The organism is Janthinobacterium paucivorans, assembly GCF_051380805.1.
Taxonomy (GTDB): Bacteria; Pseudomonadota; Gammaproteobacteria; order Burkholderiales; family Burkholderiaceae_D; genus Janthinobacterium; species Janthinobacterium lividum_D.
In genome coordinates this window covers 143272-170096 of record NZ_JBNYXR010000006.1, presented here as the reverse complement: position 1 = coordinate 170096, position 26825 = coordinate 143272, and the positions used below count along the sequence as shown (strand labels likewise).

The 26825-nt window shown below is 61.0% G+C and carries 24 protein-coding genes and 1 pseudogene; 11 read left to right on the top strand and 14 right to left on the bottom strand.

The annotated features are described in order from the left end of the window. The first annotated feature begins 40 nt into the window (after positions 1 to 40). Together ACQ4V8_RS09840 and cls are read left to right on the top strand one after the other, a co-directional pair. The gene (locus ACQ4V8_RS09840) at positions 41 to 2152 is read left to right on the top strand and encodes a site-specific recombinase (RefSeq protein WP_196856869.1); all 2112 of its coding nucleotides are present in this window, start codon (positions 41 to 43) and stop codon (positions 2150 to 2152) included. An 11-nt stretch (positions 2153 to 2163) separates the two neighbouring features. Further along, positions 2164 to 3540, top strand: coding sequence for a cardiolipin synthase (cls, locus tag ACQ4V8_RS09835; RefSeq protein WP_261980696.1), 1377 nt, complete (start codon positions 2164 to 2166; stop codon positions 3538 to 3540). A gap of 147 nt (positions 3541 to 3687) precedes the next feature. On the opposite strand, the gene ACQ4V8_RS09830 is transcribed toward cls, so the two are convergent. From ACQ4V8_RS09830 to ACQ4V8_RS09820, 3 genes are read right to left on the bottom strand one after another with little or no spacing between them, the layout of a single operon-like run. Continuing rightward, the gene (locus ACQ4V8_RS09830) at positions 3688 to 4506 is read right to left on the bottom strand and encodes a metallophosphoesterase family protein (protein WP_070345450.1); all 819 of its coding nucleotides are present in this window, start codon (positions 4504 to 4506) and stop codon (positions 3688 to 3690) included. A 4-nt stretch (positions 4507 to 4510) separates the two neighbouring features. Next, positions 4511 to 5425 carry a diacylglycerol/lipid kinase family protein gene (locus ACQ4V8_RS09825; protein WP_010396353.1) on the bottom strand — a complete coding sequence of 305 codons (915 nt, stop codon included), beginning with the start codon at positions 5423 to 5425 and terminating at the stop codon, positions 4511 to 4513. Positions 5426 to 5430: 5 nt separating this feature from the next. After that, on the bottom strand, positions 5431 to 6165 hold the full coding sequence (locus tag ACQ4V8_RS09820) for a phosphatase PAP2 family protein (protein ID WP_010396350.1): 735 nt from the start codon (positions 6163 to 6165) through the stop codon (positions 5431 to 5433). Positions 6166 to 6330: 165 nt separating this feature from the next. On the opposite strand from ACQ4V8_RS09820, the gene ACQ4V8_RS09815 reads away from it, so the two are divergent. Beyond that, a complete protein-coding gene (locus ACQ4V8_RS09815) occupies positions 6331 to 6555 on the top strand; it encodes a hypothetical protein (protein ID WP_010396348.1) in 225 nt (74 codons plus the stop codon). 312 nt (positions 6556 to 6867) lie between these two features. Here the strand turns inward: ACQ4V8_RS09815 and ACQ4V8_RS09810 are convergent, their stop codons facing one another. The 3 genes from ACQ4V8_RS09810 to ACQ4V8_RS09800 form a co-directional block, all read right to left on the bottom strand. Beyond that, the gene (locus tag ACQ4V8_RS09810) at positions 6868 to 8058 is read right to left on the bottom strand and encodes a DUF1501 domain-containing protein (protein ID WP_010396346.1); all 1191 of its coding nucleotides are present in this window, start codon (positions 8056 to 8058) and stop codon (positions 6868 to 6870) included. Positions 8059 to 8079: 21 nt separating this feature from the next. Then, on the bottom strand, positions 8080 to 9624 hold the full coding sequence (locus ACQ4V8_RS09805) for a DUF1800 domain-containing protein (protein WP_436571373.1): 1545 nt from the start codon (positions 9622 to 9624) through the stop codon (positions 8080 to 8082). A gap of 117 nt (positions 9625 to 9741) precedes the next feature. After that, entirely contained in the window at positions 9742 to 10638 is an 897-nt protein-coding gene (locus ACQ4V8_RS09800; RefSeq protein ID WP_436571372.1) for a LysR family transcriptional regulator, read from the bottom strand. 105 nt (positions 10639 to 10743) lie between these two features. Between ACQ4V8_RS09800 and ACQ4V8_RS09795 the strand changes: the two genes are divergently transcribed. Then, positions 10744 to 11757, top strand: a complete 1014-nt coding sequence (locus ACQ4V8_RS09795) for a zinc-binding alcohol dehydrogenase family protein (RefSeq protein WP_010396343.1) — start codon at positions 10744 to 10746, stop codon at positions 11755 to 11757. 2 nt (positions 11758 to 11759) lie between these two features. Here ACQ4V8_RS09795 and ACQ4V8_RS09790 read toward each other — a convergent pair whose 3' ends face one another. After that, positions 11760 to 13028 carry a glycerate kinase type-2 family protein gene (locus ACQ4V8_RS09790; RefSeq protein ID WP_010396342.1) on the bottom strand — a complete coding sequence of 423 codons (1269 nt, stop codon included), beginning with the start codon at positions 13026 to 13028 and terminating at the stop codon, positions 11760 to 11762. 141 nt (positions 13029 to 13169) lie between these two features. Between ACQ4V8_RS09790 and ACQ4V8_RS09785 the strand changes: the two genes are divergently transcribed. Further along, complete coding sequence (locus ACQ4V8_RS09785; protein ID WP_070345455.1) at positions 13170 to 13523, top strand: YnfA family protein; 354 nt, start codon at positions 13170 to 13172, stop codon at positions 13521 to 13523. Positions 13524 to 13529: 6 nt separating this feature from the next. Here ACQ4V8_RS09785 and ACQ4V8_RS09780 read toward each other — a convergent pair whose 3' ends face one another. Beyond that, positions 13530 to 13931 (bottom strand): tellurite resistance TerB family protein, encoded by a 402-nt coding sequence (locus tag ACQ4V8_RS09780; RefSeq protein ID WP_029496258.1) that lies wholly within the window; start codon positions 13929 to 13931, stop codon positions 13530 to 13532. 66 nt (positions 13932 to 13997) lie between these two features. Then, positions 13998 to 14960: a TerC family protein gene (locus ACQ4V8_RS09775; RefSeq protein WP_070345456.1), complete on the bottom strand. Its 963-nt coding sequence runs from the start codon at positions 14958 to 14960 to the stop codon at positions 13998 to 14000. A gap of 158 nt (positions 14961 to 15118) precedes the next feature. Between ACQ4V8_RS09775 and nhaR the strand changes: the two genes are divergently transcribed. Next, on the top strand, positions 15119 to 16018 hold the full coding sequence (gene nhaR, locus ACQ4V8_RS09770; RefSeq protein ID WP_010396338.1) for a transcriptional activator NhaR: 900 nt from the start codon (positions 15119 to 15121) through the stop codon (positions 16016 to 16018). 52 nt (positions 16019 to 16070) lie between these two features. Here the strand turns inward: nhaR and ACQ4V8_RS09765 are convergent, their stop codons facing one another. The 3 genes from ACQ4V8_RS09765 to ACQ4V8_RS09755 form a co-directional block, all read right to left on the bottom strand. Continuing rightward, a complete protein-coding gene (locus ACQ4V8_RS09765) occupies positions 16071 to 16565 on the bottom strand; it encodes a MarR family winged helix-turn-helix transcriptional regulator (protein WP_010396336.1) in 495 nt (164 codons plus the stop codon). A gap of 197 nt (positions 16566 to 16762) precedes the next feature. Further along, entirely contained in the window at positions 16763 to 18598 is a 1836-nt protein-coding gene (msbA, locus tag ACQ4V8_RS09760) for a lipid A export permease/ATP-binding protein MsbA (RefSeq protein ID WP_010396334.1), read from the bottom strand. Between the two features lie 118 nt (positions 18599 to 18716). Beyond that, entirely contained in the window at positions 18717 to 19100 is a 384-nt protein-coding gene (locus tag ACQ4V8_RS09755) for a hypothetical protein (protein ID WP_010396333.1), read from the bottom strand. Between the two features lie 377 nt (positions 19101 to 19477). Between ACQ4V8_RS09755 and ACQ4V8_RS09750 the strand changes: the two genes are divergently transcribed. After that, positions 19478 to 20443, top strand: coding sequence for a ribonuclease Z (locus ACQ4V8_RS09750; protein WP_436571371.1), 966 nt, complete (start codon positions 19478 to 19480; stop codon positions 20441 to 20443). Beyond that, the gene (locus tag ACQ4V8_RS09745; protein WP_436571370.1) at positions 20440 to 20910 is read left to right on the top strand and encodes a GNAT family N-acetyltransferase; all 471 of its coding nucleotides are present in this window, start codon (positions 20440 to 20442) and stop codon (positions 20908 to 20910) included. Before ACQ4V8_RS09750 ends, ACQ4V8_RS09745 begins: the two co-directional genes overlap by 4 nt. Positions 20911 to 20998: 88 nt before the next feature. Here the strand turns inward: ACQ4V8_RS09745 and ACQ4V8_RS09740 are convergent, their stop codons facing one another. Continuing rightward, positions 20999 to 21244, bottom strand: coding sequence for a hypothetical protein (locus tag ACQ4V8_RS09740; RefSeq protein ID WP_010396329.1), 246 nt, complete (start codon positions 21242 to 21244; stop codon positions 20999 to 21001). A 299-nt stretch (positions 21245 to 21543) separates the two neighbouring features. Between ACQ4V8_RS09740 and ACQ4V8_RS09735 the strand changes: the two genes are divergently transcribed. After that, positions 21544 to 22926: an aminotransferase-like domain-containing protein gene (locus ACQ4V8_RS09735; RefSeq protein ID WP_436571412.1), complete on the top strand. Its 1383-nt coding sequence runs from the start codon at positions 21544 to 21546 to the stop codon at positions 22924 to 22926. A 370-nt stretch (positions 22927 to 23296) separates the two neighbouring features. Here ACQ4V8_RS09735 and ACQ4V8_RS09730 read toward each other — a convergent pair whose 3' ends face one another. Continuing rightward, a complete protein-coding gene (locus tag ACQ4V8_RS09730; RefSeq protein WP_070345461.1) occupies positions 23297 to 23710 on the bottom strand; it encodes a BLUF domain-containing protein in 414 nt (137 codons plus the stop codon). 767 nt (positions 23711 to 24477) lie between these two features. On the opposite strand from ACQ4V8_RS09730, the pseudogene ACQ4V8_RS09725 reads away from it, so the two are divergent. After that, positions 24478 to 25041 (top strand): annotated as a pseudogene (locus ACQ4V8_RS09725) (transposase family protein); the annotation flags it as partial. 418 nt (positions 25042 to 25459) lie between these two features. Next, entirely contained in the window at positions 25460 to 26695 is a 1236-nt protein-coding gene (locus ACQ4V8_RS09720) for a tyrosine-type recombinase/integrase (RefSeq protein WP_436571369.1), read from the top strand. Positions 26696 to 26825: the final 130 nt, after the last annotated feature.

The window sequence follows — 26825 nt, the reverse complement described above, 5'->3', positions numbered from 1 at the left end:
CTACCGGTTTTACCGACAGCGGCTCGCCCGTTTTTTCTGCATGCTAGCTATCCTCGAACGCATAGCCCCCAACTCCAGCAATATCGACTTGCTGGTGGAATTATTCAACTCACTGCGTCCCAAGCGCCCCCACGACAGCGCTACCGCGATCGCCAATGTGCGCACCCTGCGCCAGCTTCTCAAAGGTAACCCCGCACAGGCGCGCGCCCTGCATGAATACGTGCTGCGCGTACTGGCTGCACGCCGCCACGCCAGCCTGTACTCGGACATCGGCGTGCTGTCGAACAGCGGTTTTTTCACCGAATTGAAACGCCGCATCGCCTACCGCATGCTGCCACCCGCCTTGGGCGACGAGTACCTGAACGACGCGCTCGACCAGGTGCTATACCTGAAGACCGATTATGTGTGGATCAGCAACGTGCCCGCTGCGGACTGGCTGGAACTGTTCGACGTGCTCACCGCCGACACTATCGAACTGGCCGTCGGCGATGGCAACATCATGCTGCCGGGCATGCTCGACGCTATCCGCACCCTGTCCTACCGCGTCTGCGCCATGGGCCTGGAACCGGAACTGACACGTTTTCATAACGAAATCGAAGTCTTCCAGTCGCCGTTCATGGTGCAAAACACGGAAGTGAACGCCTACCTGGACGCCTACACGAAGCTGTTGCATGGCAATATCGAGCACATCGAGGACGCGCGCCACCTGCTGGTGATGCTGGACCAGTGCGACGCCGTCATCGCCAAGATCCGCAAGAAGGCGCTATACCAGGGTACCAGCATTGCCCTCACGTATTTACTGGTGGCGCTGGCGCAAAGCATCGACCGCCTGCGCAAATTGCTGTTCCTGGTCGACACGAGTGGCGAGCTGCCCAGCTCGGCCAACGTCGATATCGCCGCCATCACGGTGGACGCCACACAAGACTTGCTGCATCCGCAGCCCGTCAGCCGCCGCCGCGCAGGCGCCGTCGCGCTGGCGCTGGAACTGATACGCGCGCACAACCACAAGTACAAGGTCAGCGATCTGTTTTCCGACAATATCAACTTGCTGGCGCGCAATGTGACGGAAAACGCCAGCCGCACGGGCGAACACTACATCGCGGAAAGCCGGCGCGAGATGGGGGCCATGTTCCTGTCCTCGGCGGGCGCGGGCATCATCATCGGCTTCATGGCCCTGTTCAAGATCCTGATGTCGTATTTGCGCTCGGCGCCGCTGGTGGAAGCGTTCATGTTCAGCATGAATTACTCGATCGGCTTCATGTTCATCCACTTGCTGCACTTCACGGTGGCGACCAAGCAGCCGGCCATGACGGCCTCCCGCATCGCCGCCGGCCTGCACAGCAAGGATGGCAGGAATATCGACCTCGACAGCATGGCTGAACTGATCAACAAGGTCTTCCGCACACAAAACATGGCCGTGCTGGGCAACCTGGCCACGGCCATTCCTACAGCCTGGTTGATCGCGCTGGGCTACAAGGCGATCACGGGCCACCACCTGGTGTCGCCGGAAAAAGCCATGCATCTGCTGCACGATATCGACCCCATCGGCAGCCCCGCCATCTTCTACGCCATGATTGCCGGCGTGTGCCTGTTCGTCGCTGGCCTGATTTCGGGCTACTATGACAATCAGGCGCTGTACACGCGCTGGGCGCAGCGCATCGCGCAATTGCGCAGCCTGGGCCGCGTGATCGGCCAGCATCGCTTGCAGCGACTGGGCCTATACCTGGAAAACAACCTGGGCGGCCTGATGGGTAATTTCTATTTCGGCATCCTGCTGGGCTCCATCGGCACGCTGGGCTTTTTGATCGGCTTGCCGATCGATATACGCCACATCACTTTCTCGGCCGCCAACTTTGCGACCGCGCTGGTGGGACTGGACCATAACATGAGCTGGCAACTGGCCGTCAAGTCGCTATCGGGCATCTTCGCCATCGGCACGGCCAACCTGCTGGTCAGCTTTGGTTTGGCGCTGTGGGTAGCGCTGCGTTCGCGCCAGGTGCACTTCAAGCATGGCATGCAATTGTTGAAAATTCTGGGCAAGCGCTTCCTGCGCTCGCCCATCGTCTTCTTCTTCGGCTCGAAAAATCCGCCGCCACTGGCACTGGCCGATGACTCGGCTAACCTCCATCCCACGACCAAGGCTCAAAAATGATCGCCAGGCGCATGCAACCCTGCCTCACCGCCTTACTGCTGTGCTGGACCCTGGCTGCATGCGCCTCGCTGCCCAATGTTAAAAACCTCAACACCACCCTGGAACCTGTCGCCAGGCCCAAGGTGATCACGGGCAAGGGCGCCGTGCTCAATGTCAACAGCCGCGCCGCCCTGCTCAACAAGCGCTGGGCCAAGTCCGGCATGGACTTGAAGACCCAGGCCGCACTGGAAGAGGCGGCCACGGGCGTGCCTTTAATCAAGGGCAACAAGGTGACCCTGCTATTTGATGGCCCGCAAACCATGGCCGCCATGTTCCAGGCCATCAGCGGCGCGAAAAACAGCATCAACCTGGAAACGTACATTTTCGACCAGGACCCGCTGGGCCTGAAATTTGCCGACATGCTCATCGAAAAACAGCAGGCGGGCGTAACGGTCAACGTCATCTACGACAGCGTGGGCACGCTGGGTGTGCCGCAAGCTTTCTTCGAGCGCATGCGCGCGGCCGGCGTGCACCTGGTGGCATTCAACCCCGTCAATCCGGCCAAGCTCAAGGGCGACGAATGGAAGATCAACAACCGCGACCACCGCAAGGTGCTGATCGTCGACGGCAAGACGGCGTTTACGGGCGGCATCAATATCAGCGATACCTATGCCAAGAGCTCGCTGTTCCGCTCGACATCGAAACCCACAGACAAGAAGGACGTAGGCTGGCGCGATACGCATGTCAAGGTGGAAGGCCCGGCCGTGGCCGCCTTTCAATGGCTGTTCATCCGCACCTGGGCCCAGCAAGACCAGTCCGATTTGCCGCACGCCGATTATTTCCCGATCCTGGCGGAAGTGGGCGACAAGTTGGTGCGCGTGGTGGCCAGCGAGCCCGATGGCGGCTTTGAAATCTACAAAGCCTATATTTTAGCCATCCAGGTAGCAAAAAAGTCTATTCACATCACCTCTGCCTATTTCGTGCCCGACCAGCAGACAGTCGATGCCCTGGTGGCAGCGGCCAAACGCGGCGTCGATGTCACCGTGGTACTTCCTGGCGTGTCCGACAGCGGCCTGGTGTTTCATGCAGGACACGCGCTGTACGACCAACTGCTGGCCGGCGGCATCCGCATTTTTCATTTGAAACTCGCCGTGCTGCACGCCAAGACGGCCGTCATCGATGGCGCCTGGTCGACCGTGGGCTCGACCAATATCGACATGCGCAGCTTTCTGCATAACAGTGAACTGAACCTGATCGTGCTGGGCGACAGCTTCGGCCGTGAAATGGAAAACGCCTTCCAGGAAGACTTGCGCGACTCGGAAGAGATGACCAAGGCGAAATGGGATACGCGGCCCGTCTCGGACCGCATCAAGGAATGGGCGGCGCGTTTCATGAACTACTGGCTATAAGGCACAGAAGTGTGCCCCGGCAGGTCGGCGCAGGTCGGCGTAGGTCGGCTTAGCGCAGCGTAAGCCGACACCATCACCAAAACCACCACCACCGCCACCGCCAACAATAGCGTCGGATTACGCGCCGCTTCGCCCCGCTAATCCGACCTACAGCGGGCGCAAGCTGGCCCACACGCCGTCGGCGCGTTCGAACGCTTCCGTGCTGACCTTTTCAAAATCGCTACTGTCTTCACTCCAACTGTAGCGCTCGACGCGGATACAGCTGTCTTCGATACGAATGACATTGAACGAGTTCGACTCGCCCCTGCCCCGCGTGGACGTGGCCGTACCGGCCTGCACCATCAGGGCAGCGTAGCCATCGATCTTGTAGCGCGCCGACGTGTCGCCCGCATGGCTGGCGTGCAAATGGCCAGCTAGCAATAAATCCACGCCACATTCGGAAAACATTTGCAGCGCCAGCGGCGCGCGGTCCACCAGCTTTTCCTTGTCAAAATGCTCGGGCAAGTCGAATGGATGATGCGTGACGATGATGCGCGTCAAGCCGGGCGGCAAACGCCCCAGGCGTTGGCGCAGGACATCGATCTGCTGGTGGCTGATGCGCCCATCCTTGAAGGTCAGGGAACGGGCCGTGTTGATGCCCAGCACGGCAATTTCCGCATCCACGTATTCGGGCGACAAATCGGGCGTCACATGGCGCCGGTATTGCACCAGCGGCGTCAAAAAGCGCGAAAATACGTTATACAGGGGTACGTCATGGTTACCCGGCACCACGATCTGCGGCCCCGGCAAGCTATCGAGAAAGGCGCGCGCCTGCTGGAACTGGACGCTGCGGGCGCGCTGCGTGAGGTCACCCGAGACCACCACCACATCGGGCTCCAGGCGCTCGACTAAGGCGCGCAGCGGCGCCAGCAAGGCCGCATCGACCCTGCCAAAATGCAAATCGGATAAATGCACGAGTGTGCGCATGGTCTTAATCCGACGCCAGTGACGCGGCAGGCACCAGCACGGCCAGCGCAGCCGGACGGATACGATAATACAGCGGCGTATTCATGATGCTCACTTCGCCATCGGTGGCTACGCGCAGGCGCCGGTGTCGCGTGGCAATTTCCAGGTCATTGACCGTCAGCATATCGAAATCCTTGGCTTGCGACAATTTGCCGAACAGCGCGTGCAAGGCCAGCTTCAGCAAGCCCAGGCGGCCTGGTCGCTGCGCCACGTACAGGCTCAGTTGACCGCCATCGAGCCGCTCGCGCTCGCCGATATTCAAGCCTTGCATCAGGTATTCATTATTGCCAATGAACACAAACGGCGTGCGCCGGGCATGCACGGCGTCCTTGAGTTTCAATTGCACGCTGAGGAAAGGATAGCGGCGCAGCGCAGCGACCAGGGCCCAGCTGAAGGCCAGCCACTTGCCCCGGCCCAGCCGACGCTGCTGCTTTTCACGGTCGCGCACGATATCGGGATACAGGCCCAGGCTGGAGTTGTTCAGGAAAATGCGGCCATTCACTTCGCCCACGTCGACTTGCTGCAGCACGCCCTGCGCCACATTGGCGATGGCCGCGTCTAGCGCCAAGGGAATGTTCAAATCCTTGGCAAAATGGTTCAAGGTACCCAAGGGCAAGACGCCAAACGGCGTGCCGCTGCCCACGACGACAGAGGCGACGGCATTGATGGTGCCGTCGCCGCCACCGGCGACGACGATGGGCGCGCCATCGCGCAGGGCCTGCTCGGCCGTGGCGATCATCTCGGACCCGCTTTGCGCCAGGGTGATGGCGGCGTCGAGGCCGACGGCCTGGAACTGTGCTTCGAGCTGCTGCGCCCAGTCGGGCGCATAGCCGCAGCCGGCGGCGCCGTTGATAATGACGACAATTTTACTCAGGATCATTCCCCTTATTTGGATAGACGGATATGTCGGCGGCGGCGCAGGGTCGACACACCGGCAATACAGATGGCCAGCCAGCCATAACTTTCCGCCATGGCCGCCAGCACGTCGCTCAAGTAATGCGCGCCCAGGTAGATGCGGCTGAAACCCACGAGCGCCGCCATCAGGAAGGCGCCCAGCGCGATGGCGATGCGCTTGCCCCAGGCGCCTGGCGCCGTCTGGCAAATCAGGTAGGCGGCCAGCAAGCCGTACAGGGCCGTCGAGGTAGCCGTATGACCACTGGGGAAGCTGTAGGTGCTCAAGGCCGTCTGCAAGATGGGCTCGTCAAAACTGGGCCGCGCGCGGACAAAAATATACTTTAGCAGCACGTTCAAAAACATGACGCCCGGCATGGTGATGAGCAGAGTAAACAACCAGTAGGTGGCGCCCTTGCGGTGCAGATACCAGCCCAGCAAGGTGGCCAGGGTGATGGCGCCGATCACGCCATGCATGTGCGTAATGAGCAGCAGGCAACGGGTGACCCACGGCACGGCATGCTGGTTGAACCACTGCGCCACCTGCAAGTCGATCACCGTGATCTGGGCCATCCCCATGACGGCTTCGGCGATCTCGTGGAAGACCACGATGGCCACCAGCATCAAGGCCACGCCCACCGTCATGTGCAGGCCCAGTTCACCCTCGGGCGATAGGCGCGCTTCGACAAAGCGGCGCAGTTTCGTGCTCCAGCCCGCGCTCATGGGCATATCATTCTTCTCTTGCAAACTGCTCTCCCTTTCCTGTTGATGGTGCTGGTCAAAAAAACCACACCGGCAAAAAAATACTGTTTATTCATACAGTAACTGTGTTTTTATACAGTAGTTATGCTATTCTGATGACTCGTTCAACACATCTCCCTCAAAGGAATTGTCATGGCAACATTGAATAGCGGTTTTGGCTCACGCTTCGGCCTGGAATACGCCCCAAGCTCTTTCCTCGTCCGCATGGGCAAACGCGAAATCCTCGTCTGCCGCGACTTCCGCAAGCGCTACTACACCGTCAATCCCTTGATCGAGTGCGGTACGGGCATCGAGCCGGGCTATGTTGAAGTGCTGCTGATGCGCCGTTGGTTGCTTATCTTATCCAAGGCGCATTAAATACGCCGTAAAAATCTGCTGCGCGGCGCGATTTGCGGCCTGCGATGCTCGCTGTACTTCAGTACAACTACGCTTCTTGAGCACGACTCGCTGCCGCTCGCCACGATTTTTCTCGGCGTATTCCCGGGCTTTCGACGACCTTGCTTGAAAGCCTGGCCCGGCCATGCCGGAAGCGCGCCAGTAGCGGCCAGCGGCAACGCTGGCCGCCCCCTCATTACTGTGTGCGTTCCGGTGCGGCCGGGCTGGCAGGTGTTGCAGCATAAAAAATATTTGCCTCATACCAAACCCACCTCCCACCTCCCACCTCCCAACTTATAGCAGCCCCAGTTCCAGCGGTTTCACGCCGGCAAACACGTAATCGAGTTGCGCCGGCGTCAAGCCGAACGTGCGGCGCAGCAAGCCACCCAGCACGGCGCGGTATTCATTGAGCACCGGCATGTCGCGGTTCTGGAACAGCGTCGCCTGCGAAATCGCCACTTGCTCGCCTGCCACCTGCTTGCCCTTGACCGCGCCGCCCAGCACCCAAAACACGCTGCCATGACCATGGTCCGTGCCGCGGTTGCCGTTTTCGCGCAAGGTGCGGCCAAATTCACTCAGTACCACCACCACGGTATTGCGCCACTCGCTGCCCATTTCCTGCGAAAACGCGGCCAGGCCACGTCCCAGTTCATCGAAGCGCCCCGCCAGGTAACCGTTGGCCCCGCCCTGCCCCACATGCGTATCCCAGCCGCCCACGTCGACGAAGCCGATATTGTATTTGTCCTTCATCAAGCGGGCGATGCGCTGCGCCTCCAGTGCAAAGCCGCCGGTACTGATGGCGTTGCGGTTGGCCGCCTGCATTTCTCCCGTCAATTCCTTCCTCACATCGTCGCGCACGGCAAAGCCCGCGCTGACCGCTTGCTGCAAGGGCATACCCTTGTACATGGCGGCGATCAGCTCGCTTTGACGCGCATCAATGCCCGACTTGCCCACCGAACGCAACCCCATGTTCGGCACTTGCGCGCGGCCCTCGAAGATCAGCGGCAGTTGCTCGGTGAAGGAAAACGCGTGATGGCCCTGATCGCTGTTGAGGCTTTGCGCCAGCCGGTTCAAAAAGCCCGAGCGCACATCGCGGCGTGCGCCGATCTCCTGCCCCAGTTCGATGCTGTCCTGCGTCTCGAAATGGCTGCGCGTCAAATCCGTCGTGCCGGCAAACGCAATGAAAGCCGCCTCGCCGGCGTTGAACATCGGGTAGATCGTCTCGCGCAAGGCCGGATGCAGCGCCCAGTCAGCATTCAATGCCAGAGCGCCGTTGTCCGCACCGGGTTTCGCAATGGCGATATTGGGTCGTGATGCATAGTAAAAATCGCTGCCGAGCGGCACCAGCAGGTTGTTGGCGTCATAGCCGCCGCGCAAAAAGACCAACAACAGTCTGGCATGCGTGGCGGGCGCGGCCAGCAAGCTGCCTGCATGCGACAACAGGGGTGCGGCAGCCAGGGCTTTCAACAGATCACGACGGTGCATGGCGATTCCTTCAGTGTCAACTTAGCGGTGCATCATTTCGGGCGAGGACAATAGGAAAATATTCCATTCCTGCGGCGAAGCGGCCTGCTCCAGGGCTTGGCGCGTGGCCAGGCTCAAGGTCGGCTGCAACGACTGGTAAAACAAGGCGCTGGCCAACTGCGGAAACGCGGCCTTTTCCTGCGGCTGCGGTCCCTCCGTCTTGAACAGGCCGGCGCTGCCCGCGCCGATGGTGCGGGCGATATCGAAGCGCGTCGTCATCTGCCCAGGGCTGGCCCACGACGCATCGTTCAAGGGGTAACCGTCCGGCGTCTGGCGTCCGTACAGCGGCTGGCCCATGCGCGCGAGCCAGTTCAGCATGGGGCCGGCGTTGAGGATGGGCTTATCGTCATAGCTGAGGCGCACGGCCGACACCACGTAGTGCATGGGGTCCTTGAATTTCTTGCCCAGCGATAGCCGGAACTCCGGGCTGCTGAACATGGTCTGCAGCACGTCGGCGATCATGCCATCGCTTTTCTGGAAGGTGGCCGCCATGCGCACTAGCAGCGCTTCGGGCGGATGGTCGCCAACGAAATACTGGGCCAGCTTGCCGCTGATGAAACGCGCGGTGGCGGGACTGCGGCTGAGGCGATCCAGCGCTTCATCGAGCTCAGCCAACCCTCTGCCCTTCAGCGTTTGCCCAAGGAATTGCTTATCGCCGTAATCATGGCGATTCGGATTAAATTCGAACAAGCCCCGGCGCACATACTGTGATTGCAGCGCCGGCTTCACCTTTGGCGTGTCCGCTCCCAGGTTGACGCCCACGCCCGTCAGGATGCGCGCCAGCTCCTGCACGTCAGCCTGGCTGTAGCCGCCGTTGACGCCCAGGGTGTGCAATTCCATCAGCTCGCGCGCATAGTTTTCATTGATGCGCTTGACGGCATTGGCTTCATTGTCCAGATAGCGCAGCATGGCCGGATGGTGGGCGGTAGCGCCCAGCAAGTCTCGAAATTTCCCCAAGGCATGCGGCGCGATGGCGTTCGCCTCGTAATCGCCCACCATGGCGCGCAAGTTGTGCTTACCCTGGTGCACGCTGAAGTGATTGAGCCAGAACCAGCTCAACTGCTGCTGCAACTGATTGGTCGAATACACGTCCAGCAGCAAGGAACGCGTGGCCGCCTCGCGCGCCAGGCGATTGAGTTCCTGCTGATAATCTTTTTGCGCCTGCTGCTTTGCCATGTCGTCCATGCCACCGGCCGACTCCTTGCGCTTTTGCTCCATAGAAATCACCAATTGATCCAGCGGCACCTGACTGATAGTCATGGCGTCGATCTGCGCAGCGATGGCCGCTGGCAAGGCTGCCTTTCGTGGATGCAACTGCGCCTGCAGGTAAGCGTTCCAGCCTTGCGCCTGCACCTGGCGCACGCTGCCCGCATTGACGCCCCAACTGACCCTTTGCAGCATGGCGATGTCCTGCGCGGGACTGGTCTGTACGCGATGCTCGGCCTGCAAGGCAGGCTCGGCAGTACCACAGCCGGCCAGCAACAGCAGGGACATCAAGGTCGTCGGCAACAGTCGGCTGGGGCGCATGGCTATCCTTGGGGCAGTTTTTAGGGCGGTGGCATGCACACTAGCTGAGGGTACGCTCAGCTTGAGCTGCACATGATTACCATTTGCAACGATTTGTAATCACCGACGTCATGTTGATCATTGCGCACACTTATCGCGCAGGAAATCGCGCAATTGCAGCACCAGCGGCGTCACTTGCGCCCGGTGCATGCATACCAGTTGCAAGGGCGCGGCCTCACCCGCGACCTCGGGCAGCAGCACGTGCAGGCGGCCGGCGGCGACGTCGCCAGCCACATCGAGCCGCGATTTATAAGCGATGCCCAGGCCCGCCACGGCCCAACGGCGCACCAGGTCGGCATCATCGGCGCTGCGGTTGCCACTCACTTGCACGCTCACTTGCTCGCGCTGAGGCAGGCGGTAAAAGGTCCAGCGGTCGTGCATGCCATCTTCCAGTGCAAAGCGTAGGCAATTGCGCTGCGACAATTCTTCCAGCGCCAGCAGAGGGCCATGCGCGCGCAGGTAATCGGGCGAGGCCACCAGCACTCTGTCGTTGGCGGGCGCGATCGGCATGGCGACCATGCCCGAATCGTCCTGCTGCCCGTAACGCAGGGCAATATCGACTTGCTGGCGCACCATGTCGGCCACCCGGTCGCTGACGCTGAACTGGTATTGCAGCTTCGGGTGGCGCGACTGGAACTCGTCCAGCCAGCCCAGCATCAGGTTACGGCCCAAGTCGGAAGGCATGGCAATTTTCAAAGTTCCGCCGAAACTGTCCTTGCCGGCCAGCAGTGCATCGTGGCCTGCGCGCAGCAGGCGCAGCGCTTCGCGCGCAGGCTCGATGTATTGCGTGCCTTCCGCCGTCAAGCTCAGCGAACGCGTCGTGCGCGCCAGCAGGCGCAAGCCCAGCTCGGCTTCCAGGCGCTTGACGGCGGCGCTGGCCAGCGCGGGCGAAATGCCGAGCTCGCGCGCGGCCGCCGACAGGCTGCCCCGGTCGGCCGTGCACACAAACACCTGCAAGTCATCGAGTCGCAGCAATTTTCAGTATTCCTTTGAAAGTGTTTCGGCACGCGCCCTCTTTTTCCTGGACGCGAAAGTCACCATCATACGTCATCGCCACCCCACTCTTGACCCAGGATTAGCATGAAAGCCATCGCCTACCACCACAGCCTGCCCATCACGGATGCGCACGCCCTGCTCGACATCGAACTGCCCACGCCCGCCGCCACGGGGCGCGACCTGCTCGTCGCCGTGAAGGCCATCTCCGTCAATCCCGTCGATACCAAGATACGCAAGAACCGCGCGCCAAAAGAAGACCAGCCCGAAGTGCTGGGCTGGGACGCGGCCGGCGTCGTCACCGCCGTCGGCCCCGACGTCACCCTGTTCCAGGTGGGCGATAAAGTCTGGTACGCGGGCGCCATCAACCGCCCCGGCAGCAACAGCGAGTTCCAGCTGGTGGACGAACGCATTGTCGGCCACATGCCGGCCAGCCTCGATTTCGCTGCGGCCGCCGCCCTGCCCCTCACCAGCATTACGGCCTGGGAATTGCTGTTCGAGCGCCTGCAACTGAGTCGCGACAAAAATCTTACGGGCAAGTCCCTGCTGGTGATCGGCGCGGCCGGCGGCGTTGGCTCCGTGCTGGTGCAGCTGGCGCGGCAATTGACAGGCGTCACCATCATCGGCACGGCCTCGCGCGCGGAAACGGCCGACTGGGTCAAGCAACTGGGCGCCCACCATGTGATCGACCACAGCTTGCCACTGGCGGGGGAAATGACGCGCCTGGGCTTGCCGCCTGTCGACTACGTGATCAGCCTGAACCAGACCGACAAGCATTTCGACCAAATCGTGGAATTGATCGCCCCGCAAGGCAAGTTCGCCCTGATCGACGACCCCGAGCACATCGACGTGCGCAAATTCAAGGGCAAGAGCGTATCGCTGCACTGGGAGCTGATGTTTACCCGTTCGCTGTTCCAGACGGAAGATATGCTCGAGCAACACGTATTGCTCGATGAAATGGCACAGCTGGTGGACGCCGGCGTCATCAAGACCACCATGAGCGAGCGCTTTGGCACGATCAATGCAGACAATTTGAAACGCGCGCATGCGCTGCTGGAGAGCAATACGGCGAAGGGCAAGATTGTGCTCGAAGGCTTTTAAACTCAGCTAATCAAAATGGCCCGGAAGTCATTCACGTTGGTCAAGGTCGGGCCAGTGATCACACTGTCTCCCAGCGCCTGAAAGAAACCGTGGCCATCGTTGTTGTCCAGGCTATCGCGTGGCTTGATGCCCAGCGCCCAGGCGCGCTGCACGGTGTCCGGCGCCAGCCACGCCCCGGCGATATCTTCCTGGCCGTCGACGCCATCGGTATCGCCGGCCAGCGCATGGATGCCCGGCGCACCGTCGAGCGCGATGCCCAGCGCCAGCAAAAATTCCACATTGCGCCCACCCCGGCCATGGCCGCGTATCGTCACCGTCGTTTCGCCGCCCGACAGCAGCACGCACGGGGCGGCAAACGGCTGGCCCCGCACGGCCGTTTGCAGTGCAATGCCGGCCATGACTTTGCCTACCTCCCGCGCTTCGCCCTCCAGGCTGTCGCCTAATATATACGGCGTGACGCCAGCTGCGCGTGCCACGCTAGCGGCCGCTTCGAGCGCCAGTTGCGGCGTGGCGATCAGGGTCGTATGCGTGCGCGCCAGCCGCGCATCATCGGGTTTCACGGATTCCCCGCGCCCGCTTTCCAACGTTGCTCGTATGCTGTCCGGCAAGTCCATGCCATAGCGGCGCACGATGGCGAGCGCGTCTTCGCACGTGCTGGCGTCGCCCACCGTGGGACCGGAAGCGATATCGCCGAGCTTGTCACCGGGCACGTCGGAAATGGCCAGGGTGATGACTTGCGCCGGATGGCAGGCCGCCGCCAGGCGCCCGCCCTTGATGGCGGACAAATGGCGGCGCACGCAATTGATTTCGCCGATGCTGGCGCCCGAGGCCAGCAATGCACGGTTCAAGGCTTGCTTGTCTGCCAGGCTGATGCCCTCGAGCGGCAAGGCCAGCAGGGACGAGCCGCCCCCCGAAATCAAACACAGCACAGTGTCGTCAGCGTGCAAGTTGGCGACCAGGTCGAGCATGCGCTGCGCGGCCTGCATGCCGGCTGCATCCGGCACGGGATGCGATGCTTCCACGATGTCGATGCGTTCACACGCCACGGCGTAACCATAGCGTGTGACGACCAGCCCAGACAACGGCCCCGGCCAGTGCTGCTCCACGGCTTGCGCCATGGCCGCCGACGCCTTGCCGGCGCCGATGACGATCAAGCGCCCCTTGGGGGCAGGCGGCAGATGGGGCGGCACGCAGTGCGATGGCTGCGCCGCAGCGATGGCGGCGTGGAACATGGCTTGCAGCAAGGCGCGCGGCGCTGGGGTCGTGGTCATCGTGTTTCCTCCGGTATCGGACCCCGATCATAGCAGGGCCGACGCCGCCCGCGCCATCGGTAGCAGCGGTGCCAGCGGTGCCAGCGGGTGCCAAATTACCTGGCAGCTAGAATGGCATCTTGCACACATCATAGGAACAGCATGAGCGACGCCATCGAATGGACCAGTCTTGCCCGCACTTTCGGGCTGTTTACCGTCACGGCCGTGGCTGAACTACTGGGCTGCTATCTGCCCATGCTGTGGCTCAGCAACAAGGGCAGCGCCTGGCTGCTGGTGCCGGCCGCCATCAGCCTCTTGCTCTTCGTCTGGCTGCTGAGCCTGCATCCAGCCGCCAGCGGCAGGGTATATGCCACGTATGGCGCCATCTACATCGCCACGGCGCTGGGATGGCTATGGCTGGTGGACGGCATCACGCCGGCCTGGACGGACATCGCCGGCGTGAGCCTGGCCCTGGCTGGTGCCGCCGTCATTGCCCTGGGACACAAGGCGGCTTGATTTATATCAAGCGCCATGCGCGCGGAAGTTCGTCTCCGCCGACCACACGGCGCTGGCGCGGGCCAGCAAGACCGCTTCGCCATCGGCCAGCCAGTCGTCGGCATCGGCGATCTTCCACATGGCTTGCAGCAGCTTGCGGCGCAAGTCCGGGTCATCGATTTCATCGAGCAGGCTGTCGATCACGCCATTGGCCAGCTGCACGGCGCCATGCACGGTCGAGGTCAGCATGTCATCGCACAAGTCTTGCAGCAGTTGCTGAAAGGCAGCCGGCGCCAGGTCGATATGTTCGAGAATTTTGCTGCGATGCATGGCTTGCAGCTCGGCGCCGGCCAGGTTGCCGTCGACCACCATCATCAAGGCCAAAATACGTCCAGCTGCCTGGGGACTGTTCATTGCATAGGTACGCATGATTTTCTACTTTCTTAGTTGATTAAAAGGCACGCCACCGCCCTGCGGGGCGCGCCGTACTACACTTTATTTCTTGTCGCTGCGGGTGATGAAGACGCTCGCCACGCAGCTCGACACGATCAGCACCGCCACTACCAGCAACGACGCTTCCACCGGCACGTGGTACCACGGCATGATCAGCATCTTGGCGCCGATGAACACCAGCACCATCGCCAGGCCATACTTGAGCATGTGGAAGCGATCCGCCACGTCCACCAGCAGGAAGTACAGAGCGCGCAAGCCCATGATGGCGAACAGGTTCGACGTGAAGACGATGAACGGGTCGGTCGTGATGGCAAAAATCGCCGGGATCGAATCGACCGCAAAGATCAGGTCCGTCACCTCGATCAGGATCAGCACCAGGAACAGCGGCGTGACATAGCGCAAGCCACCTTTTGTCACGAAGAAACGCTCGCCATGGTCGCCGTCGGCGACCCGCAAATGGCGGCGGGCAAAACGCAGCACGGGATTGTTCGCCACGTCTGGCTCCGCATCGGCCGCCACCAGCATGCGCATACCGGTAATCAAGAGGAAGGCGCCAAACAGGTACAACACCCAGCTGAACTCGCTCACCACCCAGGCACCAGCCAATATCATCACGGCACGCATAACAATCGCGCCCAGCACGCCGTAAATCAAGACACGGCGCTGGTACTGCAGCGGCACCTGGAAGGCGCTGAAGATCAGCAGGAAGACGAAGACGTTGTCGACCGACAGGGCTTTCTCGATCAGGTAGCCGGAGAAAAACTCCAGCGCCTTCTGGTTGGCGATCTCGGGTCCGGCCGTGCCGTTCAGATACCACCACAGGCCGCCGTTGAACAGCAGGGCCAGGCTGACCCACACCAGCGACCACGTCGCCGCCTCCTTGACACCCACCTTGTGCGCCTTGTTGCCGCCGAAGACGAACAAGTCCAGCGCCAGCATGAACAGAACGAATACGATGAAGCCGGCCCACATGGGTGCCGTCGCAATGCTTTCCAGGCCGTTCATTGGTAGCCTCCGCAACTGTTTGTCTCTATCCTGATAGCCATGGCTGTCTCCTTGCATGAATGGAGCAATCATCATAGTCCGAATACAAACATCGAACAAATCGAATATAATTTACAAATACATCGTAAATTTCGATGTATTAAATTTCCGGGAAGCCCATGTCTACACTCAACTTCAAGCACTTGCGCTATTTCTGGATGGTCGCCAAGACAGGCAGCATCGCGCGCGCGGCCGAGCAGTTGCACCTGACGCCGCAATCGATCTCCGGGCAGCTCAGCGAGTTTGCCGATACCCTGGGCGTGGAATTGTTCCGCCGCAGCGGGCGCCAGCTGGAATTGACGGACACCGGCAGGCGCATCCTCAGCCATGCCGAATCGATTTTCAGCACCGGCGATGAATTACTGGAAATCGTGCGCGACCAGTCACGCACCGTGACGACAACTTTTCGCGTGGGCTGCGCCGATTCCGTCTCGAAACTGATCGCCTGCCGCCTGGTCGCGCCCGCGCTGGGCCTGGCCGAGCCGCTGCGCATCATTTGCCGCGAAGGACGGCTGGCCAGCCTGCTGGCGGACCTGGCCGTGCACCGGCTGGACCTGATCATGGCAGACCGCCCCATCCCGGCCCATTTGAGCGTGCGCGGTTTTAACCATTTACTCGGTGAAAGCGGCATGACCCTGTTCGGCACGCCCGCCCTGGCCGCCACCCTGACAGGGGGCTTTCCGCACTGTCTGGATGGCGCGCCGCTGCTGCTGCCGGGCGAAGACTTCGCCATTTACGGACGCTTGCTGCAGTGGCTAGGCGACAACCATCTGCACCCGCGCATCGTCGGCGAGTTCGACGACAGCGCCATGATGAACGCCTTCGGCCAGTCCGGCGCCGGCCTGTTCTTTGCACCCACCGTGATCGCACCCCAGGTTTGCGAACAATACGCCGTGGTGGCGCTGGGGCGGGTCGACAGCCTGGTCGAGCAAGTGTATGCGATCACCACGGAGCGGCGCTTGAGCCACCCGGCCACCGTTGCCATCAGCCAGAGCGCGCGGCACGAGCTGTTCGTCTAAGCGCTGACGACAAAAGCACGCGGGGCGGTGCAGCCACACGCTTGCCCGAACATTACAAATTAAACGGAAACGGCTGCATGCCCGCCTGCCTGTCATCGGGGGCGACCACGGCCAGCAAGGCGCTCAAGCCCTGGTTCAAGTGCGCCAGGCTGTCGGGGTCCAACTGGGCCAGCGCACTGGGCAACAAGCCGCGCGCCGGCTGCGGCGCGACGGCGATCACGGCCTGCCCTTCCAGCGTCAGGGTCAGCGTGACTACACGCTGGTCGGGCTGGTCGCGCGCCTTGCGCACATAGGCTTTTTTCACCAGCGCATCGACCAGGTTGCTGGCCGTCGTCTGGTGGATCGACATCTTGCCAGCCAGCTCGCCCATGCGCAGGCCTGGCTGCTCCAGCAATTCCTGCATCGCCCACAATTGCGCGCCCGATACGCCGCATTGCTTCTCGATCTGCGCCGAGTGCCGCTGCGCCGCGCGCATGACGACGCGCATGTTTTGCAAGGCCAAGCCTTGCGCCCTGACCAACGCCGAAACTTCCGCTTCCACCACCATTGCCTCCAATTATAAGATCCGGCTTCGCACCTGCTGGTGGGCCGCAATCGCTGCATGATACCTGCAAAGACAGGCGTGTTCATAGAACAAGCAAGCGCCGGTCGGCAGCTTGCTCCGGATAAGGAACAGCAACGGCTTTACCCGCCGCGCAAGCGATGCTGGAGCCAGCGGGGGCAGGAGCAGGCTGGGGTAGAGGCTCAGCCCGCGCCACCCTTGACGGGCGACAACTGGCTCGCATGCAGCCGTGCATACGCGCCGCCCTGCTGCAGCAAGGCGGCATGGCTACCCGACTCCACCAGGCGCCCGCCCTGCATGACGACGATGCGGTCGGCGCTTTCGATGGTCGACAACCGGTGCGCGATAACGATGGTGGTGCGGTTGCGCATCAGCACTTCCAGCGCCGCCTGCACCTGTCGCTCCGACTCCGTGTCCAGCGCGCTGGTCGCTTCGTCGAGCAAGAGAATCGGCGCATCCTTGTACAGCGCGCGCGCAATGGCCAGGCGCTGGCGTTGCCCGCCCGACAGGCGCGAACCGTTCTGGCCAGCCTGCGTTGCGTAGCCTTGCGGCAACTGCGTGATGAAATCGTGGGCGTAGGCGGCGCGCGCCGACGCTACGATACGGGCCATGTCCGGCGCCGGGTCGCCATACGCGATATTTGCCGCCATGGTGTCGTTGAACAAGATCACATCCTGGCTGACGAGGGCGAACTGGCGCCGCAGGTCCAGCAAGGCGTAGTCGCGCACATCGACGCCGTCGAGCAGGATCTGGCCGCCGCTGACGTCATAGAAGCGCGGCAGTAAACCCAGCAAGGTGGTCTTGCCGCCACCCGAGCCACCCACCAGGGCCACCGTTTCGCCGGCGCGGATGTCGAGCGTGATATCGCGCAAGGCCGTGGGCGCATCGGGATCGTCGCTGTTGTAGCGGAAGTGAACGTTTTGCAAGGACAAATTACCGTGCACCGCCGATGGCGCAATGCTGCCCGGGTCCGGTTCCAGCGGCGTATCGATCAAGCCAAACACGGACTCGGCCGCCGCCAGGCCCCGTTGCAATGGCTCATTGATTTTCGTCAAATTCTTGATCGGCGATTGCATCGCCATCAGCGCGCCCATGAAGGCGACGAAGGCGCCCGGCGTGATGGCACCGCTTTGCGCGCGCAGCATGGCAAAATAAATCACGGACGACAGGGTAATGCCGACGAGCATCATGATGAAGCCGGAATTCATGGCCGAGGTGGCCGCGTGCTTGACGGCCAACTGGCGATTGCGCTTGACGACGTCGACGAAGCGCGCCTGTTCATAATCTTGCCCACCGAAGATTTTCACCACGCGCTGGCCGGCGATGCTTTCATCCAGCACCGACGTCAGCTCGCCCACTGCTTGCTGGGAACTCTTGCTCAGGTGGCGCATGCGGCGTCCCGCCAGGGTCACGACGATGGCCACGATGGGCATCGAGGTCATGCAGAACAGGGCCAGTTTCACGTCGATGCTGAACAATAAAACCAGGTAGCCGATGGTGGCGACGGAATCGCGCACCATCACGTTGAGCACGTTCAAGCCCGCTTGCGACACCTGGCTGGCGTCGAAGGCTACGCGCGACTGCGTCAGGCTGGTGGTGGTGGTATCGAAAAAACGGCTGGGCAGGCGCATGATGGTGGCAAACATCTTTTCACGCAGGTCCGCCTGCACCCGGCTCGATAGCCATACGGAACCATAATCGCCGGAAAAACTGGAGACCATGCGCAGGACGGCCAGGCCCAGGATGGTGGCGGGAATCACCCACAAATCGACTTGTCCTGCGTGTGCCGGCAAGAAACGATCGACCCAGCCCTGCAGCATGCCCATCATGCCGGAGGCGGGCGCGACCTGTGTGCTGGCCGTCGCGCGCATGGCATCGACGACGTTTTGCAACTGTCGGATTAACAATACATCGGTGGCGGACGCCACGCCGACAGCCAGCAAAGTGGCTGCAACGATGGCGCCATAGCGGCGAAACTGGCCGGCCAGGCGAAAAAACAGGAGGCGACTTTGCTGCATGCAGGTGGGAAAAGTGAGGGTAAAGCGTGATTCTAACGCGTGGATTGCTTACCAATGAGAAAATCATTGCCCTGCCGGCACTGATCGCCGGCAGGGGCAGTCCTGCGGAGGCAGGAAATCAGGACTTCGCCACTTTCCACGCTGCATCGCCAGCCTGGCAGACCTTCAGTTTGAGGGTCTGTTCCTGGCCTTTGGCGCTCAAGGCGACCTGCACCTTGCGGCAGGTGCGCGCATCCGTCTTTTCCGTGTCGCTGGCAGTGATCTCGGCAGCGATGCGCACGGAATTGCGCAAGCCTTCATTGCTCCATCGCACAGTTTCGCCATCCTTCTTGTCAGCGAGCACGTCGGTGACGGCTTGCACGAAGACCGGCTTGTCGTTCTTGTTCAGGTAGGTCATCGGTGTATCGGCCAAGAATCCCAGGCCAACGGCGCCTGCAGAAGCGCTACAGACGACGCTGCCGAAGATCAGGGTGGACAGCAATGTGGCGGGACGAATACGCATGAAAAACTCCTTGTAAAGTAATTAGCAGGAACTACCAGGATGGTCCTAGGCCGGCAAACACCGACGCAATACCGATTGCCAGCAATACATCGATGCTCGATACAACCTACATCGCCGACGATAGCGCCGTGGAAAATTGCGCGGCCTGTCCGTTTTGCTGACGTCATCATAGCCTACGCCATCCATTTGCCACAGCATGCCCATGCCCAGCGTGATAACGCGGCAAAAGCCGGCAACCATGACGCCCGCCTCGCAGGCATCGGCGTCTTGGCATGGCGGCGCAAGCTGTCGACTTCCCCGCCAGCGCGCCTGCACTGTTTGCGCCCCCGGCAGAGCGGAACATTGGCAAGCCGAAACGGCTGCCGCATAATGCAGGCATGTTCAAACTGACTTTTCTCGGCACGTCTTCCGGCGTGCCCACGCGCCACCGCAACGTCACGTCGCTGGCCCTGCAAACCACGCACAACCGCGACTGGTGGATGATCGATTGCGGCGAAGCCACGCAGCATCGGCTGCAGCGCCTACCCTTGTCCGTGCACGACCTGGTGGGCATCTGTATCACCCACGTGCATGGCGACCACAGCTACGGCCTGCCGGGCTTGCTGGCCAGCGCCTCCATGACGGGGCGCAAGAAGCCCTTGCTGCTGATCGCCCCGGCCGCCATCAAGGCCTGGATCGACGCGACCCTGCTGCACACGCAGCTATTCCTGACGTATCCGCTGATCCATATCGACGTCGACAGCGCGCAAGTCGTCCATCAGGAAGCGGGCTTGAGCATCGAGCGCCACGCGCTATCGCACCGCGCACCGAGCGTCGGCTATCGCTTCGCGCTGGAAATAAGCCGCTGGAAGCTGGACAAAGCGGCCCTGCAGGCGGCTGGCGCGCCACCGGGCCCCGCCTGGGGATTATTGCAAGCTGGCCAGGATGCGCTGCTCGACGATGGCACGCTCTTGCGCGCCGCTGCTTTTCGCCAGGTGGAAACGCAACGCGCCACGGTGGTGATCGGCGGCGACAACGACACGCCAGCGTTGCTGGCGGACGCCTGCAACGGGGCGCAGTTGCTCGTGCATGAAGCCACTTACACGGAAGCGATGCTGCAGAAGGTCGGCCCCGGTCCCACGCACAGTTCCGTGCAGCGCGTGGCGCAGTTCGCCGAGTCTGTCCGCTTGCCGAACCTGATCCTCACCCACTTCAGCGCCCGCTATCACAATGCGGACGGCATGGCCGAGCTGGCAGCGGAAGCACGCCTGCATTACTCGGGAGAGCTGTTCCTGGCGCGCGATTTCGACAGCTATGAACTCGACGCGGCCGGCGCACTGACCAAGCTGCCAACAAAAACATGACGATACATCGCGCCAGCATCACCTTCCATGCCGCCAATGCGGACGATACCGCCGCCTTCATCGCATTGCGCGGCAAGACGCGGCAAAACGCCGTTTCCAAGGAACGCCTGGCGGAAGTGGGCATCACGGCCGAGTCCTGGGCCCAGATGATGCACTCGGGCAGCCTATCTGGCCAGGTCTGCCACCACGACGGCAAACTGGTCGGCTACTGCTTTGGCGAGCGCGACACGGGCGAAATCATCGTCCTGGCGCTGCTGCCGGAATTCGAAGGCTTGGGCATCGGCAAGAGCATGCTGGAACATATCATGGCGCAACTGCGCGCACACGGCCATGCACGGCTATTTCTTGGCTGCTCCAGCGACCCCGCCTCGCGCTCCTACGGTTTTTACCGCCATTTGGGCTGGACTGCAACGGGTGCCGTCGACAAGTACGGCGATGACGTGCTGGAGTTTCACTTTACAGCCTGAAGGCCTTGGCCAGCAGCGCCAGGGGAAAGCTGTAGCGGCGGCGTCAATCGCTGCGGCGGGCAATTGAGGGGCCGACGATGCTTTGCCATCATAAGAAGGTCATTTCCAAACCGGCCATCCTGACAGCGAAAAAGGTGACGATCCCCAAGGCCAGCAGCAATAGCGTGAACAGTGCGACCACCTTGCCGCTCGCGCTTAGCAGCGCGCGATTCTGCTTTGCCTTGTCCTTATCCTTCTTGCCTTGATCGTAATGCCACTTGATGGCAAAAAACATGCCCGTGCCGAGCACGAGCGCCTTGAACGTCACGAACACTATCGGGGTCCAGTCCATCATTTTGAGTCTTTCCAGGTTATTACTTGACACTATCGACCGTGAGCAGCACTGCCTCAAACGCCGCTTGCGCAGCTTCTGTTACTACCACTCCACCACTCCACCAGGCATCGTGCTCGCCTCTTTCATTATATCTATCGATGCGATCACGATGGCATCGAGCGCAGTGATTTTCCAAATGCAGGTGAAAGGTGCGAAAGCATCAGCGACTGCCATGCAAAGATGGTGTTGCTGCACGCTCTGATGCATACTACTTGAAAACAATTTCCATACATTGAGACAAAATGTCCCAGTTGAAAACCATGCAAGATGACAATTTGCCCATCTGGTTGCCGCGCTTGGCCCGCAACAAGGGGCCACGTTTTTTGCAAATTGCCGATGCATTGCAAGCGGCTGTGGCAGATGGATCGTTGACGCCGGGCGAGCGTCTGCCTACGCAGCGCCAGTTGGCGGCACAGCTGGATGTCGACCTGACGACGATCACGCGCGCCTACGACGAAGCCCGACGCCGCAACTTGCTGGAGGGCCGCGGCGCGCGAGGCACTTATGTGGCGGCGCCGAAAGTCGAATTGACCGCGGTCCTCGACCTGAGCATGAATACCCCGCCGCCACCGGATGGCGTGGACTTCGACGACATGTTGAAGCAAGGCTTGTCGCAAGTATTGATGAGGGCAGACAATGAATTGCTGATGACTTACCACTTGGGCGGCGGAAGCGAGTCCGACCGCAAGGCTGGCGCCGCATGGCTGGCACCAATGTTTGGACCTCTGGATGACGCGCAGCTTGTTGTCTGTCCCGGTGCGCAAGCGGCGATCGCCGCATTGATCCTGGCGCTGACGCAGCCTGGCGATGTCATCCTGGCAGAGCCCACGAGTTATCCCGGCTTGCGTGCGGCAGCGGCGCAATTCGGCCGACACCTCATCGCGGTGCCAGCGGACAAGCACGGGATGGTGCCTGAGATGCTAGAGCAAGCATGCCGCCAGCACAAGCCCGCACTGGTCTACCTCAATCCGACATTACAGAACCCGACTGCCATCACCATGCCGGAACGCCGGCGCAAGGAGCTCGCCAGCATCGCGAAGCGCTGCAAGGTGCGCATCATCGAAGACGATCCCTATTGGCTTCTTGCCGATGCCGCGCCACCGCCTATTGCCACGCTTGCCCCGCAACAGGTGTACTACATCTCCACCCTGTCGAAATGCCTGACGCCCGGCTTGCGCGTCGCCTTCGTGCTGATACGCGACGCGTACGAACGCGAGCGTTTCCTGGTCGCGCTCAGATCATTTGCGCTGATGGTCGCACCCCTGACGGCGGCACTGGCCACCCAGTGGATACTCGACGGTTCGGCTGACAGATTGATGCAAGGCGTGCGTAAGGAGGCGCGCCTGCGCCACCGGATGGCGCGCGACATCCTGGCGGGGCGCTACAGCGGCTTGGGTGACGGCCTGCATGTCTGGCTCGAGTTGCCGGCGTACTGGAACTGCTCACAGCTTGCGCATGCCGCCGCCAGCTCCGGCATCGCAGTCACGCCTGCGCAGGCATTCGCCACTGGCAGCGTATCGGTAAATGCCATTCGGATCTCTTTGGGTTGCATCCGGGACCGCGGACGCTTGCAAGCGGGTCTTCAACGACTGTCGCATCTGCTTGCACAGCGGCCCGAGTCGTTCAGCGCTGCGGTGGTTTAACGGTTCAGGAAACACTGTACTTCGTGCAGCAGTACTGTCCATGCGCTTGCAGATTGCTTGGGTGTGTACTGCCAACGGCGGGCGCCAGGATGGCAAGCCGCCCCTGATTGTTGGCTGAGTTTTTCAGCGAGCAACGCACATCTGGCCAAGCGCGGCGATCGCTTCAAACTCGATCACCGCGGCCCAAGGTGAAGGGCCAAGCCAGGCCGGCTTCAAAGGCCCATGGGTAAGTAATGACCAGCGCCACCGCTACGTGATTGCCAACGGTTACTGATATAAAAGTGCCGTCAAAACGCACTGTTTCCGTATCAAAAGCAGGCACGGAAAAAACAACTTTTCCTACGCGCACTATAACCCGGACAGATGTTTCTCAGCCTTTAAACATCTTCAGCAATGCCACTGCCGGGGACGTTGACCCGATCTTGCGATTTGTTTGAGCCGCATCGAGCACTTCGACAAGTTCATCATATTTGTCGGCTTGCCTGTCGTTCAAGTTAGTCATATTCATATTCCAGCGGGGGAAAGTACGAAAGCTTGCCGGCTCGTTGTACAGTACCCGCGAATTTTTGTGTCGCGGATCGAGTTCGATTTTTTTATACAGCTTATCGAGTGCAGCTATCGGACCTTCCAATACTTGCAAAAACCAACCACCGTTGTAAAACAGACTACCTGTTACATCGATTGGTCCATTATTTGTCTTGGCTTTTTCTTGTATCGAAGAGAGGTCTTCTGGAGACATCTTACGTGTGGCTTGACTTATGTAAATGAGTTGATTAATTGACACTGTAACATCCTATCTTCTGGGACCCTAGGTCGTATTTGACTAGGCCAGCGGACATACTAACCGAGAAAATGATGTGCCGTTTGAAGTGCGGGGAAACGCTCAGCCGGACTAGCGCCCTGGGTAGTAGTGCGGATCGTCGTTGTCCTCAGGCGCGAGGGTCAGTTCCGGCATTCAGACACGGACTGAGGCGGGCGATGCGGTGCAAGCAGGCGCCGTCGAAAAGCAAATTAGGACCACAAACGCGCACCTGCGGCACCGCTGACCAGCTCCGTCTGGGCCTGGCCGACCAGCTGCGCCGCCGCCAGATCACGCTTCGCTGCGCTCAAGCCGCAGGACAGGTCAATGACATTCAGGTCCGAGCTGGCTCAGTCGAAAGGCAAATTAGGAGCGCAAACGCGCGCATGCGGCGAGCCGAGCTGCAGCGCAGCGGCAACAGTTGGCGGATTCGGAGTGGGCTACCGGTAGGCATAGCCCTTCGAATTTCACACGCAGGGCGCAAAGGCGTCTTGCTCGCTTCCTTCAGGCAAAGCGGTTTCTATATTGTTTGACGGAAGCGGTGTAATGCGAATAGTTAAGTTTAATGAGGCTTACACACCCTCCCACAACCACCGTACCTACCCAACTACCTACATGCTTAGTTTCGTGCGATCATATTCCTCGTCGCAGCATGGCCCTGTTCCGGGCCAAAGCTGTGCTTGACGAATTGATCGGCGGTTTGCCACCGAGATCGTCCCACCGGTTACAGCACATCGCATAAACTTCAGTCCATGAGCTCACGCATTCATCCCCAAGCCCGCACCACCCCGAAGATCCGGCAGGAAATCAAGGACTCCGGACTGTCCGACCGCGAAGCCGCCAAGGTCTTCAACATCACCCGTGCCACGGCTGCCAAGTGGCTCAAGCGGGACGATGTGCAAGACCGTTCGCACCGCGCCCATACGCTGCATACGACCCTGAGCGCAACACAGGAGGCCGTCGTGCTGTCACTGCGCCAATCGCTCTATCTTCCGCTTGACGACCTGCTGTACATTACCCGGCAATACATCAATCCCGACGTCTCGCGCTCGGGCATTGCGCGTTTGCTCAAGCGCGAAGGCATGGCCCGCCTGGAAGATGTGATTCCCAAGGCCGAGGGAGAAACGATCTCGGCCAAGAAGACCTTCAAGGACTACGAACCCGGCTTTGTTCACGTCGACATCAAATACTTGCCGCAGATGCCAGACGAAACCTCGCGCCGCTATCTGTTCGTGGCCATCGACCGCGCCACGCGTTGGGTGTTCCTGCATATCTACGGTGACATGACAGACAAAAGCAGCGTCGACTTCCTACGGGGAGCGGGGTCAGTTCCGGCATTCAGACACGGACTGAGGCGGGCGATGCGGTGCAAGCAGGCGCAGCCGAAAAGCAAATTAGGACCACGAACGCGCGCCTTCGGCGCGCGGGGCTGCCGCGCAGCGGCAGCAGTTGGAGGATTCGGGGCGGGCTGGGCCGATAGGCCCAGCCCTTCGAATCTCACACGCAGGGCGCGAAGGCGCCCTGCTCGCTTCCGCCAGGCAATAAAAAACCGCCCGAAGGCGGTTTCTTTATTTCCTGGCGGAAGCGGTGTCCGCATAACTGCTGTGCGTCAACATTCTTCTTTGTGCGCTATGCCCTTGAATTTATTGATATTTTTTAGATGCTAGTGCATACATGTGCGCCTCAATGCGCTAGAATGCGCCTATCTAATGTGGGTAGGAATGGGGGTAGGATATGGCGCGCACGGTCGAAAAGCTCAGCGCATTGGCGGTAAGTAAGGCAAAAACACCTGGGTATCTCGGCGACGGCGCCGGGCTGTACCTGCAAATATCTAAGTCCGGCACAAAGAGCTGGATTTTCCGCTTCACCTTCTCCGGCAAGCAGCGTGAAATGGGACTGGGTGCAGCCCATACGATAGGCTTAGGCGATGCGCGCGTCAAGGCGCGCGAGTGCCGAGCGCTGCTGCTAACTGGCAAAGACCCCCTGGAGGCGCGCAACGCGGAAAAGCTTGCCGATGCGCTTGAGCGCGCAAAGATGATCACGTTTGACCAGTGCGCCGCCGCGTACATTGCAGCACACCGAAGCGGCTGGAAAAATATCAAACACGCAAGCCAATGGGAAAACACACTTGCCACATATGCCGGACCAATCATTGGTGCGCTGCCAGTGGCCGCCGTTGATACCGGGCTGGTGGTCAAGGTGCTGAGCCCCATTTGGCAGGAAAAGACGGAGACGGCCACCAGGTTACGCGGCCGTATCGAGAGCATTCTGGACTGGGCGACCGTCAGCAAGTACCGCGTGGGCGAAAATCCGGCAAGATGGCGCGGCCACCTGGATAACCTGCTGGCAGATCCCGGCAAGCTTGGGAGGGTGAAGCACCACCCTGCCCTGCCGTGGCAGGATGTGGGTGGATTCATGAAAGAGCTTCGCCAGCGCGACGGCATGTCGGCGCGCGCCGTGGAATTCGCGATCCTGACTGCGGCCAGGTCGGGCGAGGTCCGAGGCGCGGTATGGGAGGAAATCGACTTGGACTGCGCCCTGTGGACAATCCCGGCCGTCCGGATGAAGGCCGGTCGAGAGCACCGCATTCCGCTGTCGGCCGAGGCGGTGGCGTTGCTCAAGCAAATGCCACGCGTGGAAAAGCATGTTTTCCCTGGGAGTAAAAGGGCCACGCCGCTATCTGATATGAGCCTGACGGCAGTGCTGCGCAGGATGGATCGGAACGATATCACCGTGCACGGCTTCCGGTCGACGTTCCGCGACTGGTGCTCGGAATCGGTTGCGAACTCGTTCCCGCGCGAGGTGTGCGAGCATGCGCTGGCGCACAGCTTGCCGGATAAGGTCGAGGCAGCGTATCGCCGCGGCGACCTGTTGGAGAAACGTATTTTGCTGATGCAGGTATGGTCGAACTACTGCAACTCGGTCCCTGTCGTGGCCAGCGTGACGGCCATACACGGGGCAGCAGTGTAGGAAACTATCTGCACCCTGCCACAACCGCCTCCAGTTCGCCCTCATATTTCCGCCCTCGCGGCCAGTCCCGCGCCAGCGCCAGGACAACCTCACCATCCGTTGCCGTCGGCGCCAGCTGGTCGAACTCGTA